Here is a 15,434-nt window from a genome sequence, read left to right as displayed (position 1 = left end):
GTCCCTTTGTCGCGCGCCGCGAATCCAGGCCTTCTGCGTGCTACGCGCCTTGCGCCTTCCGACCTCCAAACCTGCCACCCGTTAGGCCCTCCGATACCTGCCACAAGCGCTCGGCGACACCGAGGTCCTCTGCTTGCGCAGGCACGCTGGCCGCGGTTGGGCGGCCGCGCGTCTCGCCCAATCTGTCGGGTCCGTAGTAACCGCCCGCCTGCGCCGTCGGCGCTGTTGCGGCGTACAACGGCGGCAACGCGCCCCGTTCGGCGGGTTGAAACAGAAACCACAGGTATCGTCGGGCCAGCGCCTGTGGACTGCTCGGGCCGGCGCCGTTGGGGAGCAGATCCGTGCGCGCGATGCCCGGATGCGCGGCGACGCTCTGGATACCCCACCCTTCCCTCGCGCTCCGGCGCTGCAGTTCGAACGCGAACAGCAGGCATGCCAGCTTTGACTGGCTGTAGGCGGTCATGGGTACATAGCGACGATACGATTGCAGATCGTCGAAGTCGATCACACCGCTGCGCGCTGCAATGCTGGACAACGACACGACCCGGGCACTGCGTCCCTCGCGCAGCAAAGGCAACAGCCGGGCCGTGAGTGCGAAGTGTCCAAGATGGTTCGTACCCATCTGCAGTTCGAAACCATCGGCGGTTTCCTTCCGCTGAGGTGGCGTCATCACTGCTGCATTGTTGACCAGCAGGTCCAGGCTGCCATGCGATCGCAGCAGCGTCTCGGCGAAGGTCTCGATCGACTCCAGGCTGGCGAGGTCGACGGCACCGAAGCGCACCCGGGCCCTGGGCAATGATCGGCTTATCTGCGCGATGGCAGCCGCGCCCTTGGCTGCATTCCGACCTGCCACGATGACGGTGGCGCCCGCGTGAGCCAGTGCCTTGGATACGTGAAAGCCGATGCCGCCTGTACCGGTGACGAGGACGGTTCGCCCGACCTGCGATGGAATATCGGATGTGTTCCAACCTGCCATGAAGGTGCCTTGTTAGGGGGAGACGCAGGCACACAAAAAACGCGATGCCTGCCATGCGGCGCAGCGCAGAAGGCAGAAAGCTTCCCCGCAATCACCGCGATGCAGTGTCGCGGCGCGACTTTAAGAAGCCTTTAAAGCATGCCGGGACGATCCAGCATCGCTCGATGGATATACGTGCGATGTTGGCAGGGCGCTGCTTGCGCGCGATATCGCAACCCGCGCGCAAGAGAAGGGAGGCGCGCTGCGCCCCCTCCTTGAAAAGCCATGGTCGTGCGGCAGGACCGTAGGCCCCGCCGACGCATCCTTCGGGATTCGCCACTTCGTACCGGGGCAGCGCCGCAGGTCAAGTTCGCGACTATCGACTCGTCGCCATGGGAGATATCGCGTTCACCACCATAGGGAAATGGCCCCGCCAGACGTCTACCTTGATGATGGGGCGCAGTTCGCGGCCCGTGCACTGTCGAACGATGATCAAAGACCACCCGAATCCGTACCTCCAGGCCTCGCTCCGCGAGCTATCCGCCGCCCTGGATCGGTGTGCACGTCAACTGCATGCGGCGAGTGGGAACGTAGTGCGCGAGGACATGGAACACCTGCTCCTCGCCGCCGCCAAGCGCCTCGCCCCCAAGGACAGCAACCCAGGAGAGCCGGTCAAACGCGTACATGCGGGTGCGGAGGTCCTTCCAGACTTCTGGTCGCGCTACGAACGTGAGAAGCGCGCAATGCGCTGGCACCTGTTCCACCAAGCCGCCGAGGCCGCCGGACTCACGCCTGCGGACTTCGGCGAGTACCTCACTCTGACGGGGCGGCCGTTAATGGATCGGGTTCTGGAAAGCGAGGAAGGCTACCGCGAAGCCCTGGATTGGATCGAAGAGGCCCGTCGCGTAGGTGGCCGGGCCTCTCGCCAAGCTGAGTAAGACTACACAGCCCTATACATGGGGCTCATGAAGTAAAGCCTCACCCCGGCCGTCCGCGTCGGGTCAGAAGCGGACGCTCCAGCTCACGCCTGACACCTGCGTATCCTCACTCCATCGCAGCGTTTGGCGCGTGCTCGGCATCCAGTACGCGATCTGGGCTCAACACCGTGAAAGCCGCGTCGCGCGCGGGGAGCTTCCTGACGAAGTTTGCGACGTCCCGCGGCACGCGCTCGAACGACAAGGCCACGACGCCGTCAGCATCGGTAGCGCCGTGTAGCTCGATCACCGGACGAAGATCAGACCAGGGAACCAACACCCTGTCGGGCCTTGAACGCAGGAAGGACCGCGGCGCGAGCTCCTCCCTCACCACGAGAACATAGTCCGTCGGCGCGGATTCGAAAGGGATACCGTCTGGCCAGACCATCATGCTGCCGACCTGCCCTTCGACGCGCGCATACATGCGCGTAGGCACGAAGCGATCTATGCCACGCTGCTCCAGCGCGGCTTCCCGCTGCGCCTTGTGGAGATTCCACTGCCATGTCCGATGAATCTCGGACTGCGGGAAAAGTCCGCCATGCTCATCGACCCCGTGTTCCTCGATGACATGGCTGATGGCCCACGCGTTGGCGGCGTTCCATCCGGACAAGAAACCATCGACGCTGAAGTCGCCCTCGCCCATGCCATGGGCCTGCAGATCCAATACAACGAGGTCGAATGCCCGCACCAATGCCGTCAGGTGCGGCGCGGCCTCCAACGCAAAGGTCGAGGGCCTGAAGAAATTGAGGTTGAACCCGATGGGGTAGCTGGACTCAGCCCCTTCATCCTCGTCCTGCAGTGCACCGATCTGCCAGCCGAAGGAGAAATACGTTCCCGTTGCTTCGTTCTGATATGCCACCTCGGCATCGTCAACCTGAAACAATGGATTCTGTGCGAAGTAAGCCTCGAACGCGGCACGATCCAATGAACCGTTGCGAGGTTTGAAATAGAGGTCGTAGCTCATGGAGGCGACTCTAAGCCATGGATGCCTTAGCCGTCACCAGGTCCATAGGCTGCCGCGAACCACGCACCTACGTACTACCTATGGCGCGCCATGTCGGCGCGTAGGGCGGCCGGATGCAGGCTCGGCACGCGCCCCTATCGGCCGCGATGGCGTGCCAATGACCAATGCATGCGACGCCCCTCTTCGCGCACACAAAAAAGGGAAGCGCGCAGCGCCTCCCTCCATGAATCCGTATAACGCAGCCATCGTGCGGCAGGCCGCGGGCTACGCTGACGCGCGCGTCACTTGCGGGCCGAGCGTCCGCGCTTCTTGCCGGCGTTTGCCGCCGAGTCCGCGCGACTCTGCGCGAACTCCGGGAAGGTTTCCTCGATCGAGTCCTTGTCCGGGAGGATGTAGAACACTCCGCCCTTCTCGAACGTCGGCTGCATGATCTGCTCGTAGAACGCCGGCGCCACGTTGATGCAGCCGTGCGTGATGCGATTGTCGTCGGGGGTGGGCGATGCGAGGCGTTCCACGCGCTTCTCGGCCGGCACACCGGTGGCGGTCGGATGGATCGAGACCGCAGACTCGTAGTCCACCCACAGCACGCGACCGGCGTCGATGGACGGACCGAATCCGCCCACGAAGCGACCTGCGGGGGTCGTGCGATCGCGGCCCGGGATCTCGCGCAGCGCAAGACCGGCTACGCCGGGCGCTGTGTGGTCGCCGACCGCCGATCCGAAGAGTCCGGGGGCTGCGCCGCGAGGCCGGCCGTCGCCGCCGAATACCAATATCTGCGCCGCCGCCTTGTCGATGATGGCGAACGGATAGCCCTGGCTGTCTTTCGTCGCGACGATCCAGCCCGCGAGCGCGATCACGGTGTCGGATACGTCCTGCCCTTCTGGCAACTGGTCGGCGGCTGCGGCCGCTTCTTGCTGGGCGTCACGCTCGGCCTTGGGTGCCGCGGCGCTCGCGAACGCCAGCGTCAGCAGCAGCGCGCCGGAAGCGGCACGGATCGCAGGATGTAGGCAGGTACGAATGGCGCAGTTCCTCACAACAAAAACCACTATCAAAAGAGAGCCCGGCGGCCAGGAGCGGCCGCCGGGGTCCGGGTCTCACGATTCCTCACGAACCGTGCAAGCGCGATCAGCCGCGCGGCACGCGGCGCGGGGCCGATTCCAGCTGGCGCACGCGACCTTCGATCTGGTCCAGGCGCTGGTTGGCCTGCTGCGCCGACTGATTCGCCGCATCGGCGCTCTGCGCCGCACCCTGCACCTTCGTGTCGAGCTGGTCGAGGCGCGAGTTGATGCCTGCGAACTCGTCGTCATAGGTGGCGCAGCCGCTGAGCGCCACGCCTGCCACCATCGCCACACCGAGCACACGCGCCGTCGTCATAAATCGCTTGTTGGTAAACATTCCAATCCTCCTTCGTCTGGGAGCTGGGAATATAGACGTGTTTCCGGCCGGTGCTGCAACGTACCTTCAGCCAAGATTGGCGTACGTGCAGGCAGCGTGAAATTGCAGGAATATTTGCGTATTCCCTGCGAATCCATTGATTCAAACACATGGAAACACAGGCGTGATTGGCGATCACACCGTATCCGTGCCGCTGATCGCAACCGGACTGACGGACGGTCGCCCCTTTCCATTCAACAACCTGCCGATCACCGTGTGCCGGACCAGCAGCTGATAGCTGGCGAACGACACCAGCAGCGTGATGACGATTGAAGACATGAACTTAACAATCCAGTGCAGCGGCATATCCAACAGTCGGTACTGGACGGCCAGCAAGACCGGCAAGTGGATGAGGTAGACCCAGTAGGCGCTGTCGGAGAGCCAGCGCATCGTCGCGCTGCGCGAACCCAGCCATCGCCGCGCAGCGAGCAGGCACCAGAGCGTCATCCAGAAGCCAGCGCAGGCCTCCAGCCAGGCCCGCACGCCACGGAGTACGACGGACGGTGGCACGTCGAGGAAGCCCTGCGTCCACAGGAACAACGCGGCGTACGCAACCACCGCACCCGTCAACAGGAAGGGAGCCAGCGGTCGCAGGCGATCAAGCAGGCTGTCGTGGTGGAAGAGCTGGTACCCGAACGCGAAGTACAACCCGAAGAACACCAGGGCCCAGAGCGCCGGCACGAAGAACTCCGGTGCGGGCCATGGCACGCCGACCAGCGCCAGTGCGGATGCCGACAGCACCGGGAACATCACGATCCATATCGCTACGGGCATCGCGGCGACCTTGCGCCCGATCCACCCCACGCCGAGGGTCGACATGATCCACACCAGCAGCGTGAACAGCATCAGGTAGAACAGGAACCACAGGTGTCCCCAACTCGGCAGCGAGGGCATGGCGCCATGCTGGTCGATATAGGTACGGATCCACGCCAGGGCCGGTGATGGATGGATGACGGTTTCCGCCGCACGTTCCGTCAACCCACGCATGCTGGCGAGGACCGGCCAGGCGAACAGCGCCAGCGGCAACAGCACGCGTGCGCAACGGTTGCGGAACAGGCCCGCCATGCCGCGACGCGCCACCAACAGAGCCGCGAAGTACCCCGCGAGCGCGAAGAACAGCGGCATGCGGAACACGTGCATGAACCACGCCACCGCATCGACGACCGTCGACCCGCCCGCATCCGCAGCGGGCCAGATCGGCCGCATCACCGGGCTGTACGCGAGCGCCGCGTGGAAGACCACGCCGGCCAGCATGGCCACGGCGCGCAGGTTGTCCAGGGAGTGGACGCGTTCGCCGCCTTCCACGTCGTTGCCCTAGAGGAAGGAGCGCTTGCGCGCATGCACCCAGCCGGCCGCAAGGATGGCGATCGCGATCACGGCGAGTTCGCCCGCGATCAGGGCCAACACCTGCGGACTCCAGACGATGGCGTCGCCCTGCAGGTGTTCGCGGATGCCCTGCAGGGTGCTGACCCAGTAGAGGAAAGGACCGATCAGCGTCATCAGCGCCAGCATCGCGAACACGTTCCAGCCTTCGGAATCCACCGCGATCACCACGCACAGCGACACGCAGAAATTGGCCAGCATGAACAACCCCACCACCACCAGCCACGGCACCGTGCCGTCGGCGCGCGGCGTGCCAAGCACCAACGCCAGCAGGCCGCCGCAGACCAGCAGGAACGGCACCAGGAAGATCGTCAGGTTGGCGAGCAATTTGCCCCAGAACACGTCCATCGGCGTGACCGGCAGGCTCATGACGAAGGGCTGCGTCTGCTCCTTGCGCTCGGCCATCACCGAGGACTGGATGGCATAGGACCCGACCACCAGCAGCAGCACGAGCAGCAGCAGCGCACCGGCCGAGGCCAGCAGCGGCGTGCCCATGCCCACCAGGCCCAGCGCCAGCAGCATCCCGCCGAGAAAACCGGCGAGTTGCTTCTGGTAAACCTGCCAGTCCTTGACGATCAGCTTGCGGACCATCGCGCCATCGGATGCGAGCCAGTTCATGCGTTGTGCCCTCCGCGGACGGTGGTGACGAAGATGTCTTCCAGCGCCATCGGCTCGACCGATTCGATGGCGAACCCGAGCGCCTGCAGCGCGGGCAGCGTGCCGGCATCGAACGCGCCGGTCTTCACTTCGACCAGGGGCGCGCTGTCGCGGACCGAGGCCACGCCCGGCAGCCGGCGGATCGCGTCCACCCCTTCGCCGCGGCACAGGATCCGCCGCCAGCCGTCGAGGAAGGATTCCTTGTCGCGCGAAGCGACGACCCGACCGCCATGCAGGAAGGTGATGGAATCGGCGATCTGCTCGATGTCGGCGGTGTTGTGCGAGGAGAACAGGATCGAACGCGCCTCATCGCGCAGCACGTCGGCCAGCGCGTCCAGCACCTCCCCGCGCGCGACCGGGTCCAGGCCGGTGGTCGGCTCATCCAGCAACAGCAAGCGCGGATGGCGCGCGAAGATCAGCAACAGCAGCGCCTTGACCCGCTGCCCGTGCGAAAAGCCGCCCAGCGCCTGCTGCGGCCGCAGGTCGAAACGCGTCAGCAGGTCCTGCGCATAGGCTTCGTCCCAGCCGGGATAGATGCTGCGGACGAAATCCATGTGCCAGCGCAGCGTCTGCCCGCGGTACAGGCGCATATCGTCGGAGGCGTAACCGATATCGCGCTTCACCGCGACCTGGGCCTGCGGCATCGACTGGCCGAGCACCTCGACGTTGCCGCCATCGGCACGGACCAGCCCCATCAGCATGCGCAGCAGCGTGGATTTTCCTGCGCCATTGACGCCCACGAGGCCCATGACCTGGCCCTCGGGAAGTTCGAGGTCGATATCGTGCAAGGCGAATGCGTCGTACTGCTTGCGCACGCCTTCGAGCGCGATGGCGGGTGTCATTCGGGTGTCCTTCGGTCGGGATTCGTGGGCTTCGGCATGGCAGGCTCGCTGGACAGCGCTTGCTCGACGCGATCGAGGACCTGTCGCGCGTCGAGCCCGAGCTTCCTGGCCGCCTCCAGCATGCCGGCCAGTTGGGATTGGAATTCCTGCGCGGCCAGCGTCTGTGTCGCGTCCAGGGTTTCGGCGACGAACGAGCCCTTGCCCTGGCGAGTGACGATCACGCCGGCGCGTTCCAGCTCCAGGTACGCGCGCTTGACCGTGATCACGCTGACCCGGCTACCCGCCGCCAGCTCGCGGATGGACGGGAGAGGCGCACCGGCCTTCCACTCCCCCGCCATCACCTTGGCGATCACCTGCTCCATGATCTGCGCGTACATCGGCGTGATCGAATGCGGCGACAGCAGCAGATCGGTATCCATGCAGCCCTTGGGTGGTGGGATTCAGCCGCGTTGCGCAGGCGTGTCTTCGCACCGATCCGCGGCCTGCGCACCTGACCCGCGCAACTAGCCGGTGGTCCTGACGCACCACAGTCTGTGCATAGTCAGTATACACAGCGATTAACAGTCGTCAACAGGCCAGGCATCCAGGCCGGGAAAGGCCTCGGCGCCTGGATCCCGCTATACCACCGACCTGGCCGTCGGCTCAGTAAGTAGAGGGGGTCAGAGTGCTGTCCTGCGTTGATCACGTATCAAGGACAGCCACTCCGACCCCTGCTTCAATCGTCGATCAGTACGCCGATCCGCCGGCCTGGGTCGAACTCAGTACGCCGACTTCGGCGGTGACCGTGTAGGTCGTTCCGCCCACCGGCGCCCAGGTAACGAGATCGAAGCCATCACCGGCGGCGATGCGCGCCACGCCGATGTTGCGATAGGTCAGCGGTTGTTTGGCCGCGCACACCTGCGGCAAGCCTGGCGCTTGCAGGAAGTACACCTTGCCCTCGCCTACCACGCTCGCGTAGCCGCCGTTGGCCACCAGCAACGCGGTCGCTTCGTCGACGGCGATGCCACGTGGCGCCGCACGCCAGCCGCTGGCCGCAACGCGGCACAGGAACGCGAGGTTGCGACCCATGCGGTCGCGCGCGGCGAAGTGAGGATCGCCGATGACGCCCTGCAACGGCGCCACCGCAGCGAAGTCGCGTTCGAAGGTCAGGTAGCGGTTGAACGGATCGGCCAACGCCTGGCTGCTGGTCGCGCCCTGGCTGGCGTTCGCGCTGTAGACGAACTGGGTCAGCACGTTGAGACCCGCACTGGTACCACCCACCGGCACGCCTTGCGCGATGCGCGCGTTGAGCGTGGACTGCACCGGCGTGCCTTTCCAGAAATTGATGTAGTTGGACTGATCGCCGCCGGCGATCCATACCACTTCCGCCTTGGCGATGATCGCTGCGACGTCCGCATGGTTCGCCGCCGCCGTGCTCGGGATGATCAGGGTGGCGACCGAATTGACGTTCGGACACAGACCTTGCACGTACGGGTTGTAGGCATCGGCACCGGTGGCGCGGATAATCAGGAAATCCCCGTTTCCACCCCGGTTGCACAACCATTGGAAAGCGGCGTCGACATCGGTGCCGCCGCCCATCAGGACGGTGCCGGCCGTCGTCGTGGGTGAGACATCGCTTGCACTGCCGACGCGGACATAAGTGTAAGGCGGGGCCTTGGCGGCGATCGCGGACGAGGCCAGGACGGAAGCGAAGAGGAACACGAGCAGACGACGCATGGAACACCTCAGGGTTGGGGTGACAACAACGCTGACGATCCAGTCGTCCCGATCCCCCATGCCCCCCTCTCCCTGCGTGTGCATCATCTTCGCAGGGCGCGGGGTGGCTTCATCGCGGCATGACGCGCGAAGCCGATAGCGTCACGGCGCCTGCAACGGAACCGGGCCACACCCTCCAAACCTCTCAACCCTCGCCCGCGTGCCAGCCCGCATAATCCGTTTCCGGTACACAGGTGGCGGAACACGCATGAAGACGATCGGCCTGATCGGCGGGATGAGCTGGGAATCGACGGTGCCCTACTACCGCCTGGTCAACGAGGGCATCAAGGCGCGACTGGGCGGCCTGCATTCGGCGCAGGTCGTGCTGTACAGCGTCGATTTCCACGAGATTGAACGATTGCAGCGCGAGGGCGACTGGCATACCGCAGGCGAGCTGCTGGCCGATGCCGCGCGTCGCGTGCAGGCCGCCGGTGCGGATCTGCTGGTGCTGTGCACCAACACCATGCACAAGGTGGCGCCGCAGATGGAGGCGGCCGTATCGATTCCGCTGCTGCATATCGCCGACGCTACCGGCGCCGCCATCACGACCGCCGGGCATCGCACCGTCGGCCTGCTCGGCACGCGCTTCACGATGGAACAGGACTTCTACCGCGAACGCTTGCGCGAAGTGCACGGCCTGCAGGTCATCGTGCCGGACGCGGACGACCGCGGCCTCGTCCACGACGTGATCTACGACGAGCTGTGCCGCGGCGTGGTGCGCGACAGCTCGCGCGAGGCCTACCGTCGCATCATGGACGACCTGGTGGCGAGCGGCGCCGACGCCATCATCCTCGGCTGCACCGAGATCGGTCTGCTGGTGGGCGCGCAGGATGCAAGCGTACCGTTGTTCGACACAACGGCCCTGCATGCGAATGCCGCCGTGGACGCCGCGCTGGCGGACTGATCCTGTCAGGTCCCGGCGTTGCGTGCTCTGCGCCGCCACCACAGCACGAACCCGGTGACGCTCGACGCGATGGTCACCACGCCGCCGAGGAAGACCAGCGCCTGCCCCGCGGGTCCGAAGGCCTTGCCCGAGTGCAACGCGTACTGCCACACGAAGAAGGTATCGCCGGCACTGTCGCCGGCGTCGTGGCGCTGGCCGAGCACGTGACCGTTCTCCATCGACACGTACGTCCAAAGACGACCCTGGTCGTCCACATCGCGGTCGTCGTAGGTCCGCACGGCGTAGGCCTGCTTGTGCGGCAGCAGCCGTACGCTGTGCACCGGCGCATCACCGGCGGCCAGCACGATGGCGTGGTCCACGCTAAGGGCGGCCGGAAGCGGTTCGCGCTCCGGCAGCGCTTCGTCCAGCCGCTCGCTCACGGGACCGACGAGACGCACCGCGTCGCGGCTCGCCTCCGGCCAGGCCAGCGTCACGCCCGTCAGCGCCAGTATCAGCGTGATGGGCAGCGCCCACATCGCCGGTGCGCGATGCCAGTCGAACCGCCGCCGACCACTGCCCGGCGTGCCACCCAGCAGGAACGCCTCGCGCCAGCGCGACAGCCGCGGCACGGCGAGCATCACCGCGAATACGTGGTCGACCAGCCACAGCAGCGACACGAAGCCGAGCAGTGCGGTCATCCACTCGCCCATCAGCAGGTCCACGTGCAGACCGTACAGCACATCCATCACGTGCCGACGGTCCAGCGCCAGCTTGCCGCTCTCGCGCCAGCCCAGCACGCGGCCATCACGCGGATCGGCGAACAGCTGGATCGGCACGCCGTCGGCGCGGCCGAGCATCCACAGCGTGCCGCCCGCCTCGGGCAGCTGCACCTGCCGTGGCTCGAAGCCGGGCACGGTGCGACGCGCTTCGTCCAGCGCATGCGCCAGCGGAATCTCGTGCGCCGGCAGCGTGCGGACCTCTTCGATCCGGCGCAGGTCGGGATTGAGCCACGTATCCAGTTCGTCGTAGTACGCGATGGCACAGCCGCTGAGCGACAACAGCACCAGCCACACCGTCGCGCCAAGCCCGAACCAGCGGTGCCAGACACGCAGCGCCGGACGCCAGCGCGATGCGCGGGCATCCGGCCACCGGGGCGCCGTCGTGCTCAGAAGCGGTACGACGCCGTGACGCGCACGTTACGGCCCGGTTCGTTGAGACCAGAGACGATCTCGTAGTCCGGAATGCCGCTGTAGTCGGCGACGCTGGCGTGCGAGCGGTAGGCGCGATCGAACAGGTTGTACACGCCGAACGCCAGGTCGAACCGCTGTGAGGCGAACGGCTGCCAATGCGCGAATACATCCACCACCGTATAGCCCGGCTTGTCGACGCGACGCGTACCGTCGATCCAGCCGAGTTCGGCCTCGCGGAACAGTACCTCGATGTTGTCCAGGTCTTCCACGCGGGTCACGCTGGCCTGCACGCCGAAACGCGTGCTGGGGTCGTAGCGCAGGGTCAGGTTCCAGTTGTCACCCATCGAATTGCCCAGCGCGATGTGCTCGTAGCCTTCGATGCGGTGGCCGTTGAGTTTCGAGTCGTAGCGGTTGTAGTAGCCATCCACGGCGAAGGCGCCGGCGCGGTAGCCGGCGCGCAGTTCGACGCCGTCGGAGCGGAAGCGGCCCACGTTCTCGTAATAGGTGGCGCCCTGCGGCGCGGGGCCGCTGCCGAGCTGGTCGAGGATCACGTCGTCGATGGTCATCTGGTAGTACACCGCCGATGCGCTGAAGCCACCGGCGTCGTATTGCAGGCCGATTTCCGCGTTCTCCACCGTCTCCGGCTGGAGGCCGGGCGCCAGCGTCAGCCGGCCCGGCCGCTGCTCCAGCGTGAACGCATCGCCGATCTCCTTGCCGCGGAACGCTTCGGCGTAGGACAGGTTGAAGGTCCACGCATCGCTGATGCGGTAGCTGCCGCCGACATTGAAGCTGACGTGGTCGCTGTCGGTGCCACCGCCGTAGGTGTCCAGGTCCAGGTCGTAGGCGTCGTAGCGCGCACCGGCGCTGAGCAGCAGCGCATCGGTCGCCTGCCACTGGTCCTGCACATAGACGCCCCACACCTGGCCGGACTCGACGAAGCGGCCGATCGCTGGGTCCCAGGCCCACGGCTGCCACTGCGCCGCCGGCGCCAGGTAACGGCTGGCGACCTGGTCGTCGCGGTGCTCCACGCCGAACACCAGGCGATGCGCGTCGGTACGCCAGGTGCCGCGCAGGTCGAAGCCCCAGGTGTCGATGTCGGCGCCATACAGGCCCCAGCGGTCGTAGCGGTCCTGGGTGAATTCGGTCTCGGTCGAGTACGCGGTCGCTTCCAGTTCCAGCGCCTCGGACAGCGCGTGGCCGTAGTTCAGTACGCCCGTGCGGCGCTCGCCTTCCACCGGGAACAGGCGCTCGCCCTCGCGCACGGGCCAGTTCGGGCGTTGGCCGAACTCGCCGTCTTCGCGGCGCACTTCATAGCTGGCGGTGACACGCTGGGTGTCGTTGAGGTCGCCGCCGATCTTGACGAACCCCAGGCGCTGGCGCGCGCCGGTGCCACGCAGCGTGTGGCCGTCGCCGTCCTGGTAGTCGTCGCTGTCCACGTGCACGAACGAGGCGAGCACGCCGATGTCGCCATGCAGGCGGCCGAAGCCGGTCGTGCTGACGCGATAGCCGTCGTTGCTGGCCCAACCGGCCTTGATGATGCCGCCGACGTCCTCGCCTTCGTCCAGCAGGTCGGTGGCATTGCGCGTGCGGAAGCGGATCGCACCGCCGATGGCACCGAAACCGGAGGTCGCCTCACCGGCACCGGCCTGGACATCCACGTTTTCCAGCAGTTCGGGTTCGATCGACACGCGGCCGACGTGATGGAACAGCGTGCCGCGTTGCGGCGCGCCGTCGACGGTGACGTTGAGCATCGAGTCTTCGAGGCCGCGCACGTAGATCTTCTGCGCGATGCCGACGCCACCACCGACCGATACCGACGGCACTGCGCGGAACAGGTCGGCCAGCGTCGCCGCCTGCGTGCGCTCGATGGTCTGGCGGTCCAGCTCCACATCCGTCATCGCGCCGACCACCACGACCTTGTCCAGCTCGGTGGTGGCGTCGGTGGCGTCCGACTGCGCCCAGGCGGCGGGCGCGGCGAGCAGCAGGCCGACCTGCAGCGCCAGGACGGTGCGACGCGGGAACGGGGAGCGGAACGATGGAGTCATGGTGGGATTCCTGAAGGTGTGGAGAAGAGGTGACGCAATCGGGTCCATCGCCGGCAGGCACGATGGCCGCCAACGGACCCGTCGACGCGCGCGGGTTACCAATCGATACGCATGTCCAGCGAGGCATTACGCGCCTCGCCGAGCATGTCGAGGTTCCAGTACTTGCGGTTGAACACGTTGTTGAGGTTGCCGGTGAGCGTGGCGCTGCGACCGCCGATCGTCATGCGGTACTGGAAGCCGGCATCGGCCACCGTGCGTGCGGGAATCAGCACGCGATTGGCGTCTTCGTAATATTGGTCGCCGGAATAGCGGACATTTCCGTGCAGGCTCAGACCCTGCAGCACCGCGGGACGGTATTCGATGTTCGCGACGTACTGGCGGCGCGAGGAACCTGCCGGCCGGTTGCCGATCAAGTCCGCGCTCTCCGGCGCCAGCTCCTCGAGACTGGCGTCCATCCACAACCCACCCACGCCGACATCGAGCCGGTCGGTGATGCCGATGCTGGCGATCGCTTCGAGGCCGCGATACAGCGTCAGGCCGTCCTGCACCAGGTAACGCTCTTCACCCCGCCACTGGTCGATCTGCGCCGCGCGCTCGACGCGGAACGCCGCGGCGGTGAAGCCGAAACGACCGGTCTGATACTTCGCGCCGATCTCGTACTGCTTGCTGGTGGTGGCATCGAGCACTTCACCGGCATTGGCGTAGGGCGGTTCGCTGTCGAAACCCACGCGACCGCCCGATTCGAGCGACTCCACGTAACTGGCATAGACCGAGACCGCATCGACCGGCTTGTAGATCAGCGCGACGGTCGGCGTGAGCGCCGAGGTGGCATACCGCGAGTCCGCCTCCGGATCGCCATCACGGTCGCGCTGTTCGTAGTCTACATAGCGGACGCCGAGGATCGCCTGCCACTGGTCACCGAAATGGATCGTGTCGCTGGCGAACACCGCCTGCTGGCGTTCGTCGTAGCTGAAAGGCGCCCAGCTGAAGTCAGGCACGTGGGTGGAGAGGAAATCCTGGCGCTGGTACAGGTTGCCGCTGAAGTCGTTGCTCCAATACCAGTCGTTGCCCCAACGCTCCCAAGTGCGCAGCGCGGACACACCGAACACCAGATCATGGCGCAGGCTGCCGGTGCCGATCTGGCCGGTGACCAGCACCTGCGCCACGCTGTTGCGCAGGTCGCCGGCGAAGTTGTACACGCTGCCGTCGTAGTCGCCGGCCTCGTTGAGCAGGTTGGCGAACATCTTGTTGGAGTAGTGCTCACGCCGCCCCGCCCCGACGGTGAAGTCGACGTTCCAGCGCGGGTTGATCCTCCATTCCAGGCCGGTGGTGACGTTGGTGGTCACGGCCTTGTAGTACGAATTGCGGACGCGGACGTTTTCGTAGTCGTAGGTGGGCGTGGGCAGGCGGTCGCCTGTGTAGTCATCCCAGTAGAAGTAGAGCGGCTCGTGCTTGAGCTTGTTGTCCTCGCGCAGCACTTCCGCGTGCCAGAGCAGGTTGTCGCCGATCGGCTGGTCGACCGCCAGCGCGATCAGGGTGCGATCAAGGCCGGCGCCGTTGTAGGCATCGCCACCTTCCTTCGCCACGTTCACCCGGTAACCCAACGAATCCGGGCCGCCGACTTGATCGCTGGCGTCGACGTGCAGGGAGAACGCGTTGTCGTTGCGCCAGCCGAGCGTGGTGGAAAACAGCGGCGCCGCAGTGGGTCGCTTGGTGCGGTAGCTGATGATGCCGCCCGGCGCACCGAACCCGTACATGAAGCCACCCAGCCCCTTGAGCGCCTGCACCGATTCCACCGCCTCCAACGGATACTCGCCGCCCCACTCCATCAGCATCGGCACGCCGTCCACATAGTGGTTGGTCACGCCGATGCCGCGGATCTGCGTGCCCCACCAGGCGGTCGTGGCCGATGGTTCGGCGGCGTAGACCGAGGGATCGTTGATGAAGACCTGGCCCAGCGTGGTGGCGCCGCGTTTCTCGATGTCTTCCTGCTCCACCACCGTCACGGAGAACGGGGTATCCAGCAACCGCTTGGTCCCCAGCGCGCCGGAGCTGGCGTCGAGATTCAGGTTCAGCCCCAGGCGTTCGCCTTTGACCTGCACGGCGTCGAGGGTCACCGCGGGATCGGATGCGCCGTCGGTAGCCTCCTGGGCTGTTGCGGAGAGGGAGGGAGCCAGCAGGAGAGCGAGCGAAAGGAACAGCGGCGTGCGCGCAGGCGCGCGCGGGATGCGGATCGGGGACACGGAATCAGCCTATGGCGCGAGGAGTGGCTGACTGCGTGGCGCAGCGGCTGATGGGCACAGTTTACCAAATGCGAACGGTTCGCAATTGATCCAGGTCAACCGGGCCCTG

The 15,434-nt window shown here is 66.0% G+C and carries 14 protein-coding genes; 2 read left to right on the top strand and 12 right to left on the bottom strand.

The window, feature by feature from the left end:
* Positions 1-40: 40 nt before the first annotated feature.
* Positions 41-976, bottom strand: a complete 936-nt coding sequence (locus tag BM365_RS17300; RefSeq protein WP_093490681.1) for an SDR family oxidoreductase — start codon at positions 974-976, stop codon at positions 41-43.
* 584 nt (positions 977-1,560) lie between these two features.
* Here BM365_RS17300 and BM365_RS17900 point away from each other — a divergent pair.
* A complete protein-coding gene (locus tag BM365_RS17900) occupies positions 1,561-1,893 on the top strand; it encodes a hypothetical protein (RefSeq protein ID WP_139227454.1) in 333 nt (110 codons plus the stop codon).
* A 106-nt stretch (positions 1,894-1,999) separates the two neighbouring features.
* Here BM365_RS17900 and BM365_RS17290 read toward each other — a convergent pair whose 3' ends face one another.
* The 8 genes from BM365_RS17290 to BM365_RS17255 form a co-directional block, all read right to left on the bottom strand.
* On the bottom strand, positions 2,000-2,893 hold the full coding sequence (locus tag BM365_RS17290) for a hypothetical protein (protein ID WP_093490679.1): 894 nt from the start codon (positions 2,891-2,893) through the stop codon (positions 2,000-2,002).
* A gap of 281 nt (positions 2,894-3,174) precedes the next feature.
* On the bottom strand, positions 3,175-3,867 hold the full coding sequence (locus BM365_RS17285) for a hypothetical protein (protein WP_093490864.1): 693 nt from the start codon (positions 3,865-3,867) through the stop codon (positions 3,175-3,177).
* Between the two features lie 151 nt (positions 3,868-4,018).
* Positions 4,019-4,288 carry a hypothetical protein gene (locus BM365_RS17280; protein ID WP_093490678.1) on the bottom strand — a complete coding sequence of 90 codons (270 nt, stop codon included), beginning with the start codon at positions 4,286-4,288 and terminating at the stop codon, positions 4,019-4,021.
* A 174-nt stretch (positions 4,289-4,462) separates the two neighbouring features.
* Positions 4,463-5,632: an acyltransferase family protein gene (locus BM365_RS17275; RefSeq protein ID WP_093490677.1), complete on the bottom strand. Its 1,170-nt coding sequence runs from the start codon at positions 5,630-5,632 to the stop codon at positions 4,463-4,465.
* 9 nt (positions 5,633-5,641) lie between these two features.
* The gene (locus tag BM365_RS17270; RefSeq protein WP_093490676.1) at positions 5,642-6,328 is read right to left on the bottom strand and encodes an ABC-2 transporter permease; all 687 of its coding nucleotides are present in this window, start codon (positions 6,326-6,328) and stop codon (positions 5,642-5,644) included.
* Positions 6,325-7,209, bottom strand: coding sequence for an ABC transporter ATP-binding protein (locus tag BM365_RS17265; protein ID WP_093490675.1), 885 nt, complete (start codon positions 7,207-7,209; stop codon positions 6,325-6,327). Before BM365_RS17265 ends, BM365_RS17270 begins: the two co-directional genes overlap by 4 nt.
* Complete coding sequence (locus tag BM365_RS17260) at positions 7,206-7,628, bottom strand: GntR family transcriptional regulator (RefSeq protein WP_093490674.1); 423 nt, start codon at positions 7,626-7,628, stop codon at positions 7,206-7,208. The genes BM365_RS17265 and BM365_RS17260 overlap by 4 nt, the downstream gene beginning before the upstream one ends.
* 307 nt (positions 7,629-7,935) lie before the next feature.
* A complete protein-coding gene (locus tag BM365_RS17255; protein ID WP_158253506.1) occupies positions 7,936-8,925 on the bottom strand; it encodes a cyanophycinase in 990 nt (329 codons plus the stop codon).
* Positions 8,926-9,172: 247 nt separating this feature from the next.
* On the opposite strand from BM365_RS17255, the gene BM365_RS17250 reads away from it, so the two are divergent.
* Positions 9,173-9,868, top strand: coding sequence for an aspartate/glutamate racemase family protein (locus BM365_RS17250; protein ID WP_093490672.1), 696 nt, complete (start codon positions 9,173-9,175; stop codon positions 9,866-9,868).
* A gap of 5 nt (positions 9,869-9,873) precedes the next feature.
* Here the strand turns inward: BM365_RS17250 and BM365_RS17245 are convergent, their stop codons facing one another.
* The 3 genes from BM365_RS17245 to BM365_RS17235 form a co-directional block, all read right to left on the bottom strand.
* On the bottom strand, positions 9,874-10,959 hold the full coding sequence (locus BM365_RS17245; protein ID WP_255412343.1) for a PepSY-associated TM helix domain-containing protein: 1,086 nt from the start codon (positions 10,957-10,959) through the stop codon (positions 9,874-9,876).
* Positions 10,960-11,012: 53 nt separating this feature from the next.
* Entirely contained in the window at positions 11,013-13,082 is a 2,070-nt protein-coding gene (locus tag BM365_RS17240) for a TonB-dependent receptor domain-containing protein (protein WP_093490670.1), read from the bottom strand.
* Between the two features lie 95 nt (positions 13,083-13,177).
* Positions 13,178-15,325, bottom strand: coding sequence for a TonB-dependent siderophore receptor (locus tag BM365_RS17235; protein WP_233210842.1), 2,148 nt, complete (start codon positions 15,323-15,325; stop codon positions 13,178-13,180).
* Between the last annotated feature and the right edge of the window lie 109 nt (positions 15,326-15,434).

Source organism: Pseudoxanthomonas sp. YR558, assembly GCF_900116385.1.
GTDB lineage: Bacteria > Pseudomonadota > Gammaproteobacteria > Xanthomonadales > Xanthomonadaceae > Pseudoxanthomonas_A.
This window is presented reverse-complemented; position numbering and strand designations above follow the sequence as displayed.

Bases quoted from the DNA above. Each gene is read 5' to 3' on its own strand.
- BM365_RS17290 (WP_093490679.1), bottom strand. From the start codon at position 2,893: ATGAGCTACGACCTCTATTTCAAACCTCGCAACGGTTCATTGGATCGT.
- BM365_RS17240 (WP_093490670.1), bottom strand. From the start codon at position 13,082: ATGACTCCATCGTTCCGCTCCCCGTTCCCGCGTCGCACCGTCCTGGCG.
- BM365_RS17280 (WP_093490678.1), bottom strand. From the start codon at position 4,288: ATGTTTACCAACAAGCGATTTATGACGACGGCGCGTGTGCTCGGTGTG.
- BM365_RS17900 (WP_139227454.1), top strand. From the start codon at position 1,561: ATGGAACACCTGCTCCTCGCCGCCGCCAAGCGCCTCGCCCCCAAGGAC.
- BM365_RS17300 (WP_093490681.1), bottom strand. From the start codon at position 976: ATGGCAGGTTGGAACACATCCGATATTCCATCGCAGGTCGGGCGAACC.
- BM365_RS17250 (WP_093490672.1), top strand. From the start codon at position 9,173: ATGAAGACGATCGGCCTGATCGGCGGGATGAGCTGGGAATCGACGGTG.
- BM365_RS17260 (WP_093490674.1), bottom strand. From the start codon at position 7,628: ATGGATACCGATCTGCTGCTGTCGCCGCATTCGATCACGCCGATGTAC.
- BM365_RS17270 (WP_093490676.1), bottom strand. From the start codon at position 6,328: ATGAACTGGCTCGCATCCGATGGCGCGATGGTCCGCAAGCTGATCGTC.
- BM365_RS17255 (WP_158253506.1), bottom strand. From the start codon at position 8,925: ATGCGTCGTCTGCTCGTGTTCCTCTTCGCTTCCGTCCTGGCCTCGTCC.
- BM365_RS17265 (WP_093490675.1), bottom strand. From the start codon at position 7,209: ATGACACCCGCCATCGCGCTCGAAGGCGTGCGCAAGCAGTACGACGCA.